The organism is Desulfurispirillum alkaliphilum, assembly GCF_055378285.1.
In genome coordinates this window covers 2,690,342-2,707,757 of sequence record NZ_AP042405.1, presented here as the reverse complement: position 1 = coordinate 2,707,757, position 17,416 = coordinate 2,690,342, and the positions used below count along the sequence as shown (strand labels likewise).

The 17,416-nt window shown below is 48.4% G+C and carries 17 protein-coding genes and 2 pseudogenes; 18 read left to right on the top strand and 1 reads right to left on the bottom strand.

The window, feature by feature from the left end; genetic code table 11:
- Positions 1–54 precede the first annotated feature (54 nt).
- A complete protein-coding gene (locus tag ACZ46I_RS12170; RefSeq protein WP_464280941.1) occupies positions 55–2,412 on the bottom strand; it encodes an endonuclease MutS2 in 2,358 nt (785 codons plus the stop codon).
- 387 nt (positions 2,413–2,799) lie between these two features.
- Between ACZ46I_RS12170 and ACZ46I_RS12165 the strand changes: the two are divergent.
- From ACZ46I_RS12165 to ACZ46I_RS12080, 18 genes and pseudogenes are all read left to right on the top strand, one after another.
- Positions 2,800–3,429, top strand: a pseudogene (locus tag ACZ46I_RS12165) (DUF6531 domain-containing protein); the annotation flags it as partial.
- Between the two features lie 141 nt (positions 3,430–3,570).
- Complete coding sequence (locus tag ACZ46I_RS12160; protein WP_464281856.1) at positions 3,571–7,131, top strand: DUF5675 family protein; 3,561 nt, start codon at positions 3,571–3,573, stop codon at positions 7,129–7,131.
- On the top strand, positions 7,128–7,730 hold the full coding sequence (locus tag ACZ46I_RS12155) for a hypothetical protein (RefSeq protein WP_226508826.1): 603 nt from the start codon (positions 7,128–7,130) through the stop codon (positions 7,728–7,730). Before ACZ46I_RS12160 ends, ACZ46I_RS12155 begins: the two co-directional genes overlap by 4 nt.
- Before the next feature lie 362 nt (positions 7,731–8,092).
- Positions 8,093–8,305 (top strand): annotated as a pseudogene (locus tag ACZ46I_RS12150) (RHS repeat-associated core domain-containing protein); the annotation flags it as partial.
- A 33-nt stretch (positions 8,306–8,338) separates the two neighbouring features.
- Positions 8,339–8,755, top strand: a complete 417-nt coding sequence (locus tag ACZ46I_RS12145; protein WP_464281865.1) for a hypothetical protein — start codon at positions 8,339–8,341, stop codon at positions 8,753–8,755.
- Positions 8,756–8,894: 139 nt separating this feature from the next.
- On the top strand, positions 8,895–9,224 hold the full coding sequence (locus ACZ46I_RS12140; RefSeq protein WP_464280940.1) for an RHS repeat domain-containing protein: 330 nt from the start codon (positions 8,895–8,897) through the stop codon (positions 9,222–9,224).
- A 184-nt stretch (positions 9,225–9,408) separates the two neighbouring features.
- Positions 9,409–10,014, top strand: a complete 606-nt coding sequence (locus tag ACZ46I_RS12135) for a hypothetical protein (RefSeq protein WP_464280939.1) — start codon at positions 9,409–9,411, stop codon at positions 10,012–10,014.
- Entirely contained in the window at positions 9,942–10,922 is a 981-nt protein-coding gene (locus ACZ46I_RS12130; RefSeq protein WP_464280938.1) for an RHS repeat-associated core domain-containing protein, read from the top strand. Before ACZ46I_RS12135 ends, ACZ46I_RS12130 begins: the two co-directional genes overlap by 73 nt.
- 5 nt (positions 10,923–10,927) lie before the next feature.
- Positions 10,928–11,218, top strand: a complete 291-nt coding sequence (locus tag ACZ46I_RS12125) for a hypothetical protein (RefSeq protein WP_464280937.1) — start codon at positions 10,928–10,930, stop codon at positions 11,216–11,218.
- Between the two features lie 98 nt (positions 11,219–11,316).
- The gene (locus tag ACZ46I_RS12120) at positions 11,317–12,015 is read left to right on the top strand and encodes an RHS repeat-associated core domain-containing protein (RefSeq protein WP_464280936.1); all 699 of its coding nucleotides are present in this window, start codon (positions 11,317–11,319) and stop codon (positions 12,013–12,015) included.
- 77 nt (positions 12,016–12,092) lie between these two features.
- A complete protein-coding gene (locus ACZ46I_RS12115) occupies positions 12,093–12,614 on the top strand; it encodes a hypothetical protein (protein WP_464280935.1) in 522 nt (173 codons plus the stop codon).
- A 392-nt stretch (positions 12,615–13,006) separates the two neighbouring features.
- Positions 13,007–13,540, top strand: a complete 534-nt coding sequence (locus ACZ46I_RS12110) for a hypothetical protein (protein WP_464280934.1) — start codon at positions 13,007–13,009, stop codon at positions 13,538–13,540.
- A 687-nt stretch (positions 13,541–14,227) separates the two neighbouring features.
- A complete protein-coding gene (locus ACZ46I_RS12105; protein ID WP_464280933.1) occupies positions 14,228–14,440 on the top strand; it encodes a hypothetical protein in 213 nt (70 codons plus the stop codon).
- Positions 14,437–14,682 carry a hypothetical protein gene (locus ACZ46I_RS12100; RefSeq protein ID WP_464280932.1) on the top strand — a complete coding sequence of 82 codons (246 nt, stop codon included), beginning with the start codon at positions 14,437–14,439 and terminating at the stop codon, positions 14,680–14,682. Before ACZ46I_RS12105 ends, ACZ46I_RS12100 begins: the two co-directional genes overlap by 4 nt.
- Positions 14,630–15,292, top strand: coding sequence for an RHS repeat-associated core domain-containing protein (locus ACZ46I_RS12095; protein ID WP_464280931.1), 663 nt, complete (start codon positions 14,630–14,632; stop codon positions 15,290–15,292). Before ACZ46I_RS12100 ends, ACZ46I_RS12095 begins: the two co-directional genes overlap by 53 nt.
- Positions 15,289–15,822 (top strand): hypothetical protein, encoded by a 534-nt coding sequence (locus ACZ46I_RS12090; RefSeq protein ID WP_464280930.1) that lies wholly within the window; start codon positions 15,289–15,291, stop codon positions 15,820–15,822. The genes ACZ46I_RS12095 and ACZ46I_RS12090 overlap by 4 nt, the downstream gene beginning before the upstream one ends.
- A 158-nt stretch (positions 15,823–15,980) precedes the next feature.
- A complete protein-coding gene (locus tag ACZ46I_RS12085) occupies positions 15,981–16,547 on the top strand; it encodes a hypothetical protein (RefSeq protein WP_464280929.1) in 567 nt (188 codons plus the stop codon).
- A 315-nt stretch (positions 16,548–16,862) separates the two neighbouring features.
- The gene (locus tag ACZ46I_RS12080) at positions 16,863–17,243 is read left to right on the top strand and encodes a hypothetical protein (RefSeq protein WP_464280928.1); all 381 of its coding nucleotides are present in this window, start codon (positions 16,863–16,865) and stop codon (positions 17,241–17,243) included.
- Positions 17,244–17,416 lie beyond the last annotated feature (173 nt).

Below are 17,416 nucleotides of genomic sequence, written 5' to 3'. Positions count from 1 at the left end.
GAATTAGCGTGCCGTGGAAAAAGGCATCAGGCAAGGCGCGCAAGCATGCCGGGATCAGGTGAGTTGCACCACCGTGGCGCCCAGACCACCTTCAAAGGCCTCGCCATCGCGCAACTCCTTCACCAGGGGGCTCTGCTGCAGATACTCCCGCACGGCCCGCTTCAGGCGTCCACTGCCCAGCCCGTGGACGATACGCACCGATTCACGCTCGGCCACGGCGGCACTGCTGATGTACTTTTCCAGTTCGTCCAGGGCTTCTTCCACCCGCTTGCCCACCAGTAACAGTTCGGGTTTCACGCTGGTGGCAGGTGCCTGGTAGTTTGACACTGACTTCCTGCCTTCACTGGCTGCCGGCGTTGGACTTTGCGTATCGCGGGGCGCAAACAGCTCATCGGCGCGGGATTTGATGGTCATGCCTCCCACTTCCACCTGCACGCTCTTGCCACTGCGGCTGACAATGGTGCCGTCGCGCTGCAGCTTTGCCACAAAGACCCGCTGCCCCGGCTCCAGGGAGAGGGGTTTTTCCAGGTGGGAGCGCTCCATGCGATCCGCTTCGGCGTAGACCTGGCGGCTGAGCTGGTTGAATTCAGCCTGGGCTTCGGCGTGCTGGCGCACCGAGGTGTCCTTGAGTTTTTTGATATAGCCATCGGCCTCACGGCGGGCCTGGCGCAGAATGTCCCGCGCCTGCATGGTGGCCTGCTGCAGGATGTGCTGGGCCTCGCTGTCCAGGTTCTGCTGCTGGAGGGTCACCGTGCGCAACTTCTCCTTCAGTTCCCTGGACTCGCGCTCAAACTGGTCGCTGCGACGGGCAAACTTCTCCAGCTTGCGCTCCAGGGCCGCAATGGTCTTGGCCTCTTCGCCGGACTGGCTTTCCAGGAAGTTTCGGGAAGTTTCCAGGATTTCAGCGGGCAGGCCGTGGCGCTGGGCGATGGCCAGGGCGCTGGATTCCCCCTGATAGCCATAGAGAATGCGATAGGTGGGCTGCAGCGTCTGCAGGTCGAACTCCATGCAGGCGTTGCCGATTCCGCCTGTGGTGAAGGCGTAGCGCTTGACGGCATTATGGTGGGTGGTGGCCACCACACTGCACTTGCGCTGACGGAAGTATTCCAGAATCCCCACCGCCAGGGCGCCGCCCTCTTCAGGGTCGGTGCCGCTGCCCAACTCGTCCAGCAGCACCAGGGAGCGCTCCGTGGCATTGCCCGCCACATGGGCGATGTTGACGATATGGCCGCTGAAGGTGGAGAGGTTCTGCTCGATGGACTGCTCGTCGCCGATATCGGCGAAGACACTGTCAAAATAGCCCATAAAGCTTTCCACCTCACTGCACAGCACCGGCATACCACTGTTGTGGCTCAGTACCGCCAGCCCCAGGGACTTGAGGGCGATAGTCTTGCCGCCGGTGTTGGGGCCGGTGATCAGCAGCATGGAGGGGTGCTCGCCTCCCAGATACGCGTCCACCGGAACCGGATTTTTCAGCAAGGGATGGCGCAGCCTGGGCAGGCAGCAGCCCTTGTGCTGGGAAGGCTCCAGGAACGTTCCATGGTAACGGATGGCGTAGCGGGCAAAGGCCGTGTACATATCCATGCGCGCCAGCAGCGCCGTATTCTCCTGCAAGGCCCGCAGGCGCGACTGCACCAGCTCGCCCAACTCGCGGATAATGCGGTACTCCTCTTCGCGCTCACCCGCCTGCAGCTCCGCCAGACGGTTATTCAACTCCACGCTTTCCTTGGGCTCCACAAAAAAGGTGCCGCCACTGGCCGAGTGATCCTGCACGATGCCGTCAATCTTGCCCTTGAAGTTGGAGCGCAGGGGAATGACGTAACGGTCGCGGCGAATGGTGATAATGGGGTCGATGATGATGTCCTTGTACTGGGCATCGCTCAGGTAGCGCTCCATCTGTTTTTTGACCCTGGAGCGCGCCGTGCGCAGCTCCCTCCGAATGCGCTTGAGATTGGGGGAAGCGCTGTCGCTGATCTGGCCACCCTCTTCGATGCACAGCTCAATGCGGCTCTTCAGATCCGCGCAGGGATGCAGATCGCCCCCCATCTCGCGACTGCGCACAAAGGTATCGCCCGCCAGCTCCGCCAGAAAGCCCTTGACGCCCTTCACCACCAGCAGAAAGCGGGCCACCTGCAAAAGCTCACCCGGCTCCAGCAGCTCCCCCTTCTGCCCGATCTTCTCCCACAACCACAGTGGATCGTAAAGAGGCCCAAAGGGAATACCGCCGTGGTCGCGGTTCAGCAGATAGAACTCCAGACTGATGGCATGGCGCGAACGCACATCCAGATAGGAATGGGCAGGCTCCAGGCGATCAAGCTCCCGCTTGCCAAGGCTGGAAACCGTGAATTCCTTGAGCAGCTCTTTGAGCCTGGCGTATTCCAGCACCGCCAGGGCGTGGTTGGTTGTGGTCATATTCAGATACTCCGGAGTGCGTGCTGGTGAGCATGGAGACATATGGCAGCCACGGCAGCGAAATGTTTCCATGAACCGATCTGCGAACTATGCCGTGTCAGCAGCTATTAGTCAAGAATGTCTGCATGGAGTAAGCGCGACCTTACATGAAATATATATTGACATTTTGCAGTAGATCAATACGATTGTGAATCATTAGTGTGGAAAAACAAAAATCGTCAACACTATCTTGCGGTGATTGTCATTAATGTCCATTTGGCCCAGGGGGAGTGGATCTCTTGTCTGCTGAGTTAGCAGATCAGCTGTTTGATCACTGGGAATGGGTTGTCAATCTGGTGTGACACGGGTTGATAAACTCCTCTCATCTGACCAGGAAGGTGGGTTCGTATGCGTGTCTTGTCAAGTATTATGAAGGTCAGGTTACCTTTAGAAAAGGTATTATTGCTCTGTATTGTCATTTTGGTCATGGGCAAGGGTTTGTCAGGGGCTTATGATACGTATCAAGAGTGCGAGCAGGAAGTTCTCGCAATGTGTGAATGGTTTTACGGTGATTCTGCCTTTGGGAGCTATTCAAACCAGTACGAGTGCTTGGCTGGTGACTTGCCTCAATGTGCCGTCTATCCTTACCAACTTCCAGATGTGAATGTAGATGCTGAGCAAGATGGAGAATGTGAAGGTCTCAACTGGTATCCTGGGTGCCAGGACAGAGAAGGAGATGACCCGGGCAATAGCGGTGGTGGCGGTTCTTCCGGAGGCAATGGCTCCACGGGAGGTGGGCAGACACCTCCATCTGCCATGCAGAACACACCTTTAGGTTCGAACGAAGAATGTATGACGGCCAGTAATCCCGTCATAATTGCAGGTGGATACAAGGTTCAGGTGGAAACGGATTTTTCTGACAGCAGCGCCGTTGCGATGCCACTGGAATTTATTCGTTATTATCACTCCGAACGAAAACGCGCTCTTGGTATGTCAGGCTTGGGGGGAAGATGGAGACACAGCTTCAGCTATGCGCTTAACATTACTTACGAGCATGCCAACGTAATAGGTGGTTCTTTTGAAACCTGCAGTTCTGGATATGGAGGTTGCTACGACTGGCGATATGATGCTGATGATCTTTTTGTTGTCGCCATTGATCGGATATTGCCTGATGGCAGTGTGCAGGAAGATATTGCCGACCCGTGGGGAGCTTATAATTTTACCAGCAGAAAATGGACAATCCATCCAGACGATGGAGGGATTGAAATTTACAGCCAGTATGGAAATATTTTAAGTAAGCACGATGCGAACGGTATAGGCTGGACATTCACCTATCACAGTAACTCGCGTCTGAATCGCGTTACCCATACATCAGGCCGCTTTATCCAGTTTCATTGGAATAATGATGTCATTACCGGCATTACCGATTCCGGTGGAAACTTCTACGCCTACGGCAATAATACCGTAACCTATGCTGGCGGGACGGGTTCGCGGACCTATCACTATGGCGAGAATGGCGCGGATAACGATTTGCTGACTGGCATCTCCATCAATGGACAACGTTACAGCCGTTACCTCTATGCTGGCCGCAAAGTGATCGAAAGTGCGCGCGCCGACGGCTCCTTCAAGACAACATTTGACTATGGCGACGATTCCACACGGGTAAGCAACGCACAGGGTTTGCAAAGTGAGTACCACTACGCCGTTGTGGCCGGCAAGCGTCAGCTCGTGCGCGTCGAACGCAGCGGTGTGCAGTCATGCCCTGATGCCATGGCCCAGACTGCCTACGATGAGCGCGGAAGGATCCTTTCACAGACGGACTGGAATGGCACAGTCACAGAATATGTGCGTGACAACAATGACTCCGTCATCGAAGAGCGCACAAAAGAAAGCGCACTTGGTTCACAAGTCGCGTTCACCCAGTACACCTGGGAATATCCAAGCTCCAGCAATGCTTTTCCTGCCAAACGGTTGACCAGTATCAAGCGTTTTGGCGCGTCACAGAATGAGCCCCTGGATGAGATGCAGCTTCACTATTATCCGGCTGCTCATGCGGCGAAACATCGCCTGCAAATGGTAAGGCGCTGTAACAGAAGCAGCTTTGGCGTTGCCGGTCAATGCCGTGATATTACCTACAGCTACACCTTTCACAGCAACGCAATGCCGGCCCAGATGATCGTGGATGGTCCACTGCCGGGCACGGCGGATCAGACCAGATATCAATGGAACAACCAAGGGTATCTGACCAGCATAACCAACGCACTGGGTCATGTAACAACCTACGCAGATCATAACAGCCTTGGATTGCCTGGCAGAATCACCGATCCAAACGGGCTGGTCAGGAATATTGCCTATGATGCCCGTGGCCGGATTATCCGCCATGAAGAAGCATTAAACACAGGACAGATACGCGCGACCATATTTGAGTACGGCCCGTTTGGGGTCACGAAAAAAACCGCTGACGGTATCACCGAATATACCGATTATGCCAGCAATGGCACCATAGATCGCATTGCCCATGGTGCTGGCAACATCCGCCTGATCGTGCAGGAATACGAGAAAATCCTCTCTGGAGACATTACGACCGTCAGTTATCAGACTGGCCACACCCTGCAGTACTCCCAGCAGCTTGTCCGCGACGCACTGGGCCGTATACTTGAGGATGAGGGTTACAATGGTCGTCACTCCAGCTACCGCTGGGATAACAACGGCAACCTGATTGCACGGATTGACAGCCTGGGTAACACCACATACTACCAGTATAATGTCAACAACCAGCTCACGCGCACCACGGAGCCCGGCGGAAACGTCACCACATACGTTTACAACGGCGCTGGCAACCTGGTGCAGGTGAGTGACCCCAGAGGCAAGCAGACCACCTTCCTCTACGATGGCCTGGACAATCTCCTGCGCATCACCAGCCCCGACACCGGAGCAACCCAGTTCGCCTATGACATTGCCGGGCGCATGATACGCATGACCCGCAGCAACGGGCAGGTCACCCAGTATACCTATGATGCCCTGGACCGCGTCACCCAGGCAGTTTCCGGCTCAGCCGTGCAGAGCTGGAGCTACGACACCTGCACCCATGGCAAGGGTCGCCTGTGCTCCATCAGCGACAGCGGCGGCATCATCAGCTACAGCTATAATCTGGATGGAAGTCTGAATAGCCAGACAGCCGTCATCAATGGCACCAGCTATGTGACCAGTTGGACCTATGACAGCCAGGGCCGCGTCACCGCCATCACCTACCCAGGTGGCAACCAGGCCCTCTATGAATACGATAATCTTGGCCGTGTCAGCACCGTCAAAGCCAGGGTTGGCGGTATTACCCACGCCCTGGCCTCGAATATCTCTTATTACCCCTACGGGCCATCTTCCGGCTGGACCTATGGCAACGGCCTTGGCCGCTCCACCCCCCACAACCTGAATTACCAGCTCACCCACATTCAAAGTGGCGGCGTGCAGTCCCTGGAATATACCCAGACCACTGACAGTCTCATCCTGGCCATCAAGGATCACCTCAATAGCGCCCGCACGACGCAGTACAACTATGACCCTCTGCTGCGCCTCGCTCAGGCCTGGCGGCTGAGCGGCAGTGACAGCTGGAGCTATGACGCCAACGGCAACCGCATCCAGCACACCAGCAGTGCCGGCAACAGTCAGTACGCTGTGGCTGGCAACAGCAATCGCCTGAACAGTATCAGCGGAAGCGGAGCCAGAACTTTTGCCCATGACGTGCTGGGCAATATCACCTCCCAGAGTGGAGCGGGCAGTAACCGGACCTATGCGTATGACCGCTTCAACCGCAAGCAGAGTGTCAGCACTCCACAAGGCACTACCACCTACACCTACAATGCCCTGAACCAGCGCGTGCGCAAAAGTGGAGCCGGTGGCAGTGTCAACTACATTTACTCGCCAAATGGCGCATTGCTGGGCGAGACGTCGGCCAACGGCACAGCACTCACCACCCAGTATATCTGGCTGCACGGCCAGCCCATCGGCCTGATCAAGGGCAGTACACTCTCCTTCATTCATAACGATCACCTGGGCCGGCCCGAAGTGGTGACCAACAACAGCAAAGCCGTGGTCTGGCAAGCAGACAACCAGGCCTTTGACCGCAGCGTGCAGATCGACCAGATAGGTGGCCTCAATCTTGGCTTCCCCGGCCAGTATTACGACCAGGAAAGCGGACTGTGGTACAACTGGCACCGTTACTACGATGCCACCACTGGAAGATATACCCAGAGTGACCCGATTGGATTGAGAGGTGGGTTGAATACCTATGGGTATGCCAATGGGAATCCGGTGAAGTATATTGATCCAATGGGGCTCGATGTTACGATTGTCATTAACAGAATAGGAGCTACTCCATTATCTATTGGTGGAACAATAACTGTCACAAGCGATATCACAAACCAGACATTCTCAGGTTATACGCTTGAAAATCGCAATCCACCAAACCTACGTTTGCCAGTGCGTGCTGGAACTTACAGTGCATTCTTAAGAATGGATAGAAGTGTTGGTCGTGTAGAGCTTACCGATGTTCCTGGTGCAACTCGTATACAGCTTCATGTTGCAAATTACCCTGAAGAATTGGAGGGTTGTTTTGGTGTAGGGTTAAACTCAAGGACGGATTATATTGGGAAGAGTGTCAAAGCAATGAATGCAATTTCAGATATTATAATGAATGATGGTACTGGAGTGATTAACGTGACAATTGGAGGATGGTGGCAATGATAAAATTATTTTCGATATTTATTTTGATTGTATTTTTTTCATTTTCCGTAAATAGTAAGCAGCCTGATGCTATTGAAATATATAGTGGATTTATTGACAGTATTAACGATGAGTCTTTTATTGAGTTTAGAGATAATATCATTCCTCTTTTGGAGGAATGTAGTTGGGGAAATGGGCCATACTCTACTATACTTTTTCCTGTTGAGTTAAATTCGAAACTTTACAGACAGGTTTCTATGGGAAGTGTGGCGGCGTTTCATGCAGGATTGATTATCATGAAGTGCCTTGATGGTGGTGAAAGAGGAGACTTTAAAAGAAGTGGTGGGTTGTTTTTCGAAAAACATCCAGAGATTTTTTTTCGGTTATCGATTGAAGAAGATGTTTCACTTGATGAGTTGACTCATATGCTGATAAATTTTCCACTGGAGCTTGCTGATGATATTCATGCTCAAATAGCTGCATTGCAGAATAGAATCATGATACTTGATGATGTTGATATGGATGAATATTCAATGATTATAGAGGCTTGTCGTAATTCTATGATTAATAAACTGGAATTCTTGTTTAGGATTCAATTAGAGTTTTTGCCTGAAGATTAATGGTTGATTTTGATAATTAAATTTCATTATATGTTTTGTTTCTCGAAAAACATGTCAGGATATTAATCTTATTCTGTAGAGGTTTGAATGTTTATGGACATGAAAGGCGACAATATGAAACGCAGGGCATGGCTTCCATTCAACGTGCTGGTCTAACTGCTGATGGCTGGTAATGGTCTGAATGCGCAGCCGGTGGCAGTGTCAACTACATTTACTCGCCAAATGGCGCATTGCTGGGCGAGACGTCGGCCAACGGCACAGCACTCACCACCCAGTATATCTGGCTGCACGGCCAGCCCATCGGCCTGATCAAGGGCAGTACACTCTCCTTCATCCACAACGATCACCTGGGCCGGCCCGAAGTGGTGACCAACGCCAGCCAGTCCATAGTCTGGCAAGCTGACAACAGGGCCTTTGACCGCACCGTGCAGATTGACCAGATTGGCGGGCTGAATCTGGGATTTCCAGGGCAGTACTACGATCAGGAAAGCGGACTGTGGTACAACTGGCACCGTTACTATGACGCCACCACTGGAAGATATACCCAGAGTGACCCGATTGGGCTGGCGGGTGGGTTGAATACGTATTCGTATGTCAACGGGAATCCGGTGAAGTATATTGATCCCCATGGATTATTTAACCCTACTAAAGGGGTTTCTTCACTTAGTAATGCTGCAAATGCAGGTCGTCTGTATGCGAGCGGTATGTTAAAGCTTGGTGCAACAGCAGGGTTAGTGAGTACTGGTATGGGTGTACCTGTTGGTATTGGAGTAATGACACTTGGTACATGGAACCTCTGGTCTGCTCAATCTGCCTGGGATCGTTCACTGCAGCAATGGAATGAAGCTTGGAATGAAAGTTGGTCCGATGCTAGTTGGGAAAATCTTTTGGGAGTTTTACCTTTTGGGACGGAGTTTGATGACCCTTGTGAACCATCTATGTGGAATTTTTTAAAAAATAAAGTGGGAAATTTTCAGGATAAACCTAGGGAAATTATCCGAGAAATAGGTACGTGGGGTTTTTAAATGTCAACATTTTCATTTGTAATAATATGTCTTGCTATTGCTTTCATGATTTACTGCACGGTACTCTACTTTAGAGATCTCAAATCCGGGAAGGATTCGTTTATCACAAAAACAATTCGGTGGGTGAAGAATTTAATAGATGTTCTTTTTGGTGCTGGATGATTTTTTGAGCAATTACTTTAACTATAAACAGAACATCACTGGCAGATATACCCAGAGTGACCCGATTGGACTGGCGGGTGGGTTGAATACGTATGGGTACGCTCTTCAGAATCCTTTGAACTATGTTGATCCGATGGGGTTGCAGGTACTTATCTGCAATCGCAAAGTAGACGGATTTCCCTTTTATGGCAACCATGCCTGTGGGATACCACGACAAATACGGCTGAAGGGATGCGGGGAAGTTTTGGGAGTGGAAAAATTTCTAATGAGAGGGGACGCTCTGGTGGTGATTTCTGCAATGAAGTAGAAGGCAGTGTGGGTAAAGAGGAAGAGATCATGAGATTTATGCGACAAAACCAGAACAATGGACTTTGGTTTCCCTTTATCAATGACTGTCATAATGCCGTTCAAGATGCTGTATTAAACTTCGAGTTAATATATCCCGGTGCACCAGGTGGCAGATTAGGGGCAATACCTTGAAGAATATCAGAATGAAATTCATCAAGTTCAAAATTGCAATTCTTATTGTAGTATTCAGTTTTTGTATTGTGAGTATCGCTATGGTTAGTGATTATAATGAGCTGGAGTATTATGCAAAAATAATAGAAGATAGTATGCCGGATTCTTGGCGATTAATAAAAAAAATAACTGGTGTTATTCCTTATGGGCACTATGATGGTTTGGAGTATGATGGATCTAAGGGGATATTACTTTTACTGGAAGGAGATATTGATGTCTTTTTTCATTGGAAGGATAAAAATGAAGTTTGGCATCGTGAAGCACTTGCTAAAGAGTCTCTAGAGATTTGGATTATGCCACCAGAATACCGATTGAGCTGGAAACGCTTTTTTGTAATGAAAAGTCCTGTGCCAGCCAAAGAAGTTTACTCTGATGAAAAGATAAGGGTGTATGGCTATACTTCTCACCATATCGAATCTCTTAAAGAATTTAATGAAATAGCCTCATCATTCCCCTCAATAACAACAGGTTGGCCAGATTCGCCTTATCATACTGGGGTTTTGTCTTGGGTAACTTGGAAAGAGGATATAAATCTGATAATGCGAGAGGCATTACCACCTACATCTACAACGCCCTGAACCAGCGCGTGCGCAAAAGTGGAGCCGGTGGCAGTGTCAACTACATTTACTCGCCAAATGGCGCATTGCTGGGCGAGACGTCGGCCAACGGCACAGCACTCACCACCCAGTATATCTGGCTGCACGGCCAGCCCATCGGCCTGATCAAGGGCAGTACACTCTCCTTCATCCACAACGATCACCTGGGCCGGCCCGAAGTGGTGACCAACGCCAGCCAGTCCATAGTCTGGCAAGCTGACAACAGGGCCTTTGACCGCACCGTGCAGATTGACCAGATTGGCGGGCTGAATCTGGGCTTTCCAGGGCAGTACTACGATCAGGAAAGCGGACTGTGGTACAACTGGCACCGTTACTACGATGCCACCACTGGAAGATATACCCAGAGTGACCCGATTGGGCTGGCGGGTGGGTTGAATACCTATGGGTATGCCAATGGGAATCCGGTGAAGTATGTCGATCCAATGGGGCTTTACACTGAATTGATTGTTTGGCAACCTATCGGTTGGCGTAATTCTTCATTTGGACATATATCTGCAAACGTGAATGGAAAAAATTATTCATGGGGACCTAATGGCTGGGATACTACATATTCTAATGCTTCAAACTATGCGCATCGACAATCTACGTTTCGTTCAGGTATTGGATTTACTCTCAACTTAACATCTGAGCAGGAACAGCAACTTGAGGAGTGTTACGCGAAAGATCAAGGGAATTACAGCGCTTTGAGTAACAACTGTGGTGATCCACATAAAACTTGTTTAAATAGTGTGTTAAATAGTCCTATTTTGAGTTCCTTTTTCCCTGTCAGCATTGGTTACGATTTATTGAATTCATCGTATTATGGAGGGGTAACATTTTATCCAGGGCCACGGCGTGGTTTTTGGGATGATGCTCCTTGGGCGAGGTGATAAAAGTGATAAGAATTGGATTGGCCTTTGTAGTGTTTTTTTTCGCAAGTGGTTGTTTTCAGGAGAGAGGTTTATCCTTGATTGCAAAAGAAGTTGTGCCGGTATATGAGACATTAGAAACGGCAATGTCATTACCACCTAAAAAAAAGATTGCAGAATTGCAGGCGCAACAGGAAGTGAAAGTATTGAAGTGTATTGATGTAAAGCATTACCTAGTATACAAGGTTCGTTTGTCAGATGGGGAAATTGGTTTTATCAATGAAGGTGAATACATATTATTTCGTGACGGAAAATAATTTTGTATTCGTTGATGATGGATCAAGCTCCCTGTTGAAAAGGCAACCTGCGATGAAACTGTGAATGGATACTTGAGATTTATGCCGATGGTGCTTTATTGGGTGAGACAGCCCATGACAGTACGGCGCTGACGCGCCAGTATATCTGGCTGCACGGCCAGCCCATCGGCTTGGTCAAGGGCAGTACACTCTCCTTCATCCACAACGATCACCTTGGCCGGCCGGAAGTGGTGACCAACGCCAGCCAGTCTATAGTCTGGCAAGCAGACAACCAGGCCTTTGACCGCACCGTGCAGATTGACCAGATCGGCGGGCTGAATCTTGGCTTCCCCGGCCAGTATTACGACCAGGAAAGCGGGCTGTGGTACAATTGGCACCGGTATTATGATGCCAGTATCGGGCGCTATACCCAAAGTGACCCGATTGGATTGAGAGGTGGGTTGAATACCTATGGGTATGTGGGAAATAACCCTTTAATGCGCATTGATCCGACTGGCCTTGATTGGGTATATCGCCAGTCAACGGGACAATTGTTTTATGATGATGGTAATGGTGATCTCGCGTATGTCGGAAGGGGGTATTCTGGAAAAGGCCCAGGATGGAACAACCCAGAAATGCAGCATGTTAAAAATGTTGGCCCGATCCCAGAGGGAATTTATCAAATTGGGCCACAATTTAATAGCACACGTACAGGTTCTGGTGTGTTGCCCTTAATTCCTCTATCTGGGACAAATACTTTTGGCAGGGACGCTTTGCAGATACACAGAGATAATAGATATGGAAATCAAAGCGCATAGGAAGGGTGTGTGATTTTAGGTCCGGATATTCGTAAGTATATTGTTAATAGCTTAGATCATATATTGAGGGTGGTGCCATGATACGTTTTTATATAGTCGCAGTTCTTGCATTATGCAGCCCCTTTTGGGTTTTAGCAGAATCTGTTTCAAGTTTTACTCTGCCCAGTAGTGTGAATGTGACGATTATTGAAGCGGTGTTCGACAAAAAAAATGCCGATATAGAATATTGTTCTTCAGGTGGCTCAATATGTCGTATCAATGGAGGTATTCCTTTCGGAGTAGATGCAAATATCCCAGAAAACTACGTGAAGAAAATTACTGTGGTATTTCAAGATCGTTCTTATGTGCTTGACGCGACAGGTATGTATAATGCTTGGGGAGGGCGTCCCTTGGAATATCCCGGTATAATTCGTTATTTCGGTGGGAGATGTTTCGATGAATTAAATTGCCATTTTAGGGGGGTCTTTTCTGATGCTGCAGGGTCATTTGCTGCTGAATGGATAGTTGTCGAAGGATTTTCCTTTAGGACAGTGTTAACCGGGTCTAGAGATGTTGTGAGTGCTTTTTTAAAAAATATTGATCTGCCCGAATATGAATAAGTTATATGTGTATGCCAATGGAAATCCAGTGAGCCTGGTTGATCCGATGGGGTTGGCTTCAATTTGCTATAGACCATTGAATGGTATGAGATTTGTCATTGAAATCAATTTGATGAAAGGCTGAATACGGTGATAGGCCATCAGCAAATCTGGTTTGATGATGGATCAAGTGTGGGGTTTGGTAAAGAAGGTCGTTTTGGTGAGCCCGAAGGGAGGAAGTCAAACTATGGCCGCTGTAAAGATGGTTATGACGACGATATAATGCGCCAGGCTATTAACAATCTGGACCCACCTGCAGACGGAAGCTATTCATTACTTGGCAATAATTGCCAGCACTGGGCTGATCGTGTCGTCGATGAATATAGACGACTTATGCCATAGGAGTTTTCTACATGAGGAAGCTGTTTTTCCCAGGAATTTTCATTGCGTGCTTAATGCTTTTTGTCGCACATTACAGGGATAACATTATCTTTTTTTATGATCTTGCTTTTCCGGCAGACGACCTCTTTGATCCTGTCGTCATAGATACTTTTGACTTTTGGCTGAAAGATAATTCGGCGTCCTTCGAATTTCAATGCAAATATAAAAGGAGATGGTATGAGATTATTTTAGACTTGCCATTTGAAGACGGGTTAACAACTCCCGACATCATGGGAGCGCATAAAATGGATATTGGCGGATGGTATAAAATTGCCATCAAAGAAAATGGACATATCACATTAGATGAGACCATTGATGGATTGCCAGAATCGAGCTATTGGGGAAGTGACAGTAGTCCTTTGAGGCGTCGTTTATCTTTATTGAGATTCTTCATTAAGGATTGCAACAATATATCGATAAATATAAGTGTCGTGGAAGAGGCGAATAACTTTCAAAAACTGAGAGATTTTTCCCGCTTGCTTGTGCATGTTTCTCCCATGAAGTAGTGTGTTTTTTTAGTATTAACACAATTAAGACATCAGCTAAGGCATTAATGCCCCTGGGGAATTACCACTTGCATCTGCAACGCTCTGGATCTACGCGCGCATAAAGCAACACTAGACACCTAATACATCTGGTTGCGCGGTTAGTCCTCAGTTACATTGATGATTGGGTTTGAGATAGAAAGATTTGTTGTAAAGGATGGACTGATTAAGGTTGCCGCTGTCTTTATTTATGTGCTTATTGAGTTGATGTTCATTTTATCTTGCTGGGACTTGCTTCGATATAATTAGTAAGTGGTGAGATGATGTTTTTTATCTTAATTTTTTTTCTTGTCTTCTTTTTTGTAGTATTTGGCATTAGTTTATATTTTAGGGCTTTGACCGTTTATCAGCGGTTTGGCATTTCTGTTGCTTTGCTTATCTTGTTTGGAATGATTTTTTTGCTTTCATTTTTGATAAATGTTTTTTTGAATAGCTGCTGGAGCTGGGATAAGGATATACTGGTTGTGGGATGCTCTTCGAAATGATCAAGGCCCTTTGAGAGTGAGGTGAAAATATTTCAAATCTTGTGAAAAGCGCATTGCTGTTTTTTTTCTTTTTGGGGTGAGTAATTGTACCACTGGCCATGAGGATTTACCTCAAATCATATATGATTTTCTTGATTTGTTGGTAAGGTTTGATGAGCCAACTTTGGCCGAGTATGCAAAATTAGTGGTGAATGTGGTGGTGAGCCAGAATTGGTTTTTGCGCTTACAGCGTGTCGGGCAAATGGGTGGAGGGTTGACTCAGAGCCATGTATTGATTTTTCACGGAAAAGATGTCAAGCCGCTGCTTATGAGCCTTCCCTTCAGCTTAATTGGTTTAGAGGAAAGTTTTCCACGGTTGGAAAAAGCTACCAAGTGATTAGTGTGCAATCGGAATCTGAAGATATTAGTTTGATTGAGGTACAAATAGGGAAAAGCGAATTTTTACTGTTTTATAACGCAATCCTTCATCCACCGGGAGGTCTGATTGTTGGTGTTTCTAAGATAGATGGTAAAAAGGTTACTGACTACCTAACAGCACTTTGGTCACTTTGGCTGGCTGAAAGTGGTGACCAACAACAGCAAAGCCGTGGTCTGGCGAGCAGACAACCAGGCCTTTGACCGCACGGTGCAGATCGACCAGATAGGTGGCCTCAATCTTGGCTTCCCCGGCCAGTATTACGACCAGGAAAGCGGGCTGTGGTACAATTGGCACCGATATTATGATGCCAGTATCGGGCGCTATACCCAGAGTGACCCGATTGGATTGAGAGGTGGGTTGAATACGTATGGGTATGTCCAAAATAATCCGGTTAGCTGGGTCGATCCATTGGGGTTGTGGAGATGGCCCCAAGATGTCTATAACGATGCATTGCAAGATGCAGCTAATCGTTTTCCCGGATCGACACACAACGGTATTGGTGATGCGTATCGTCACTGCCTCGGCAGCTGTATGCTTGCTCATGAAAATAGTCAGTTTGAGGCAATAGTTTTGGGTTGGGCTCATGAGAAAAGAGGAGATTGGATGCACAACCAAGAAAAAGGTGAACGCGCTATGGATGATTTTAATAATCGGTGTGGTCGCAATGCTGCAAAAAGTGCAAACTCAACTCAAGATTGTGTCAATACCTGTTTAGTTAAAGCCAATTCTGGTCAGTTGCAAACATATGATCCTGGTACAACACTTGGATATTGGAATAGTTTAAGCAAATCCGGGAGTCGTTATCCATGATTATGCTGAAAAGTACAATGCGGTTAGCCTTGATTGTCGTGCTGGCTTTTGTACTCGGGTGTGAAGATAATGGCCGTTTTGACTCAATAAAAGCACCCGTGTTGCTGATAGGTGATATCTCAAGTTATCAATCAATAGATGCATTCAAAATATCTTTGAGAGCTGCATACTCTTGGGAAGTTCTACCAAGTGAACGCAGCAGTTTCAGAGGCGATAAGTATCGTCCAGCATTTGAGGTTGAAAGCCTTTTAGTACGTGATTTTTCGCATCTTGGACAAAGAGGAAATCTGCTGATTATTTTTTTTAATAATCGGTTGGCTAAAACGCTTTTCTTTCCATCTGATCAGGATAAGTATCTTATCGCGTTGTCATTTGATATTGATCATGATGTTCTTTCTAGTGAAGAATTTTTCGTCAGACCGCATGTGCGGATTTGGGCAGCTACAGACGGCCAAGGAAAGAATTACGTTGGGTGGGAAGATAGACGCCTTGCAGATGAAATGGCTAGATGGATAAAAAAGTACGCATGAAATTGTTCTAAATGCGCCTCAGGGGTTACATCTGTGTTCAGTCAAAGTATCATAAATCTACACCGGAAACACCCTGAATCAGCACGTGCGTTAAGCGGTCTCATGGGCAGGGAGGATTGTGTGTAATGCTGATACGCAGATATAGGATCTGCAAGATCATGATGGCGTTGGTATTGCTTGGTTTGTTTGCCATCGGCACCGCGGGAGCGGATGATTATGATGAACTCAGGTACTACGCTGAGCAGATAAAGGAAAATTTACCTGCTGGCTGGTGGGTCGTGAAAAAAGAAACAGGCGTTATACCCAGTGGGCACTACGATGGGCTGAAGTACGAAGGTTCTGGTGGTATATCTCTTTATTTAGCAGGGACTGAGGTGATCGACTATAATTGGAAAGACCAGGAAGGAACCTGGAATGGAGAGCCGATTTTAAAAGAAGCCATTATTCTCTGGATTATGCCTTCTGACTACCGCCAAAGTTGGAAACGATTCTTTGTGATGAAAAGTCAGGTATCAGCAAGCCAGATTTATGGTAGTCGATATATGAGGCTATATGGAGAAGAGGTGTCGTATTGGCCACCCGAAGCATCAGACCGGTTCCGGGATATATTGCCGCATATAGCTGCATATGGGGGGAGTCCCAGGGGGACGGTTGTTTCCTGGGTGGCTTGGCGTGAGGATGTCACAAGAGTAGTGCAGAAAACACCTCCATCTGTAAGACCATGAGATTGTATTGATTGCTTAACGATTGCGACCGATGGTTGCTTCATCGGACAGCGTGGATTCTCTTCACAAAGGCCCCAGGTCAATTCCGGTGCCGCACTTTCCAACTTTCATGGGTGTCCATGCGGGCAGGCAAGGCGCCTGCGACTTGGCGAACCGATGCGGAGCTGAGCATGCGACATTGGGTTGCATCCGCACGACTCCTGAGGCAATGGATGCCATCCGAGAGTTACATTTTGGTGGAGATTCGATTCGCACACTAACGGTAACTCGACCATGAAGCCACAACAACCAAACATACGCAGTGGAGCAGTTCACATGATCTTGGTAACTTTGTTCGTAGCGATAATCGGAGCGCATGCCTCTGATGTTCTGCTGGAGGAGGAGTTAATTTTTCGATCGACGAGTTGGCATGATTTAAGGTTGGCCTACAAGGCGATTGATGGTCAGTTAGACGGAGTTGTTGCGGGGGCTTTCACGGATAAGGTGGCGGAATTATTCGCCGATCAATGGGCAGCAATCCATGAGTTTGCAAGGCTATCCGGAACTGATCCCGATTTTGGCCATGCAGTTCTGGCCGCAATCAATGAAGCTGTCACGCAGGATCGAGCTGTAATCATTCGTACCAACGCTACCTACACATGTCAGCCGGATCGTTGCATATGCTCTGGACCCGGAGGATGTTACGTTGAATCGTGATGTCGGTCAGTTTCTCCTGAAGGAAGGGAAATATGAGCAGGCTCTGCCCTATCTGGAGCACTGGAATATAAAGCCAGAGCAGAAGTGCAGGAGCACCTGTCTATCCTGCTGGAAAAAGCCCGCCAGGGTGTGGCAAGCGAAAATCGCTCCCCATAATGCAACCTGCAGTCGCA

Bases quoted from the DNA above. Each gene is read 5' to 3' on its own strand.
- ACZ46I_RS12170 (WP_464280941.1), bottom strand. From the start codon at position 2,412: ATGACCACAACCAACCACGCCCTGGCGGTGCTGGAATACGCCAGGCTC.
- ACZ46I_RS12155 (WP_226508826.1), top strand. From the start codon at position 7,128: ATGATAAAATTATTTTCGATATTTATTTTGATTGTATTTTTTTCATTT.
- ACZ46I_RS12140 (WP_464280940.1), top strand. From the start codon at position 8,895: ATGTTCTTTTTGGTGCTGGATGATTTTTTGAGCAATTACTTTAACTAT.
- ACZ46I_RS12135 (WP_464280939.1), top strand. From the start codon at position 9,409: ATGAAATTCATCAAGTTCAAAATTGCAATTCTTATTGTAGTATTCAGT.
- ACZ46I_RS12115 (WP_464280935.1), top strand. From the start codon at position 12,093: ATGATACGTTTTTATATAGTCGCAGTTCTTGCATTATGCAGCCCCTTT.
- ACZ46I_RS12110 (WP_464280934.1), top strand. From the start codon at position 13,007: ATGAGGAAGCTGTTTTTCCCAGGAATTTTCATTGCGTGCTTAATGCTT.
- ACZ46I_RS12090 (WP_464280930.1), top strand. From the start codon at position 15,289: ATGATTATGCTGAAAAGTACAATGCGGTTAGCCTTGATTGTCGTGCTG.
- ACZ46I_RS12085 (WP_464280929.1), top strand. From the start codon at position 15,981: ATGATGGCGTTGGTATTGCTTGGTTTGTTTGCCATCGGCACCGCGGGA.
- ACZ46I_RS12080 (WP_464280928.1), top strand. From the start codon at position 16,863: ATGATCTTGGTAACTTTGTTCGTAGCGATAATCGGAGCGCATGCCTCT.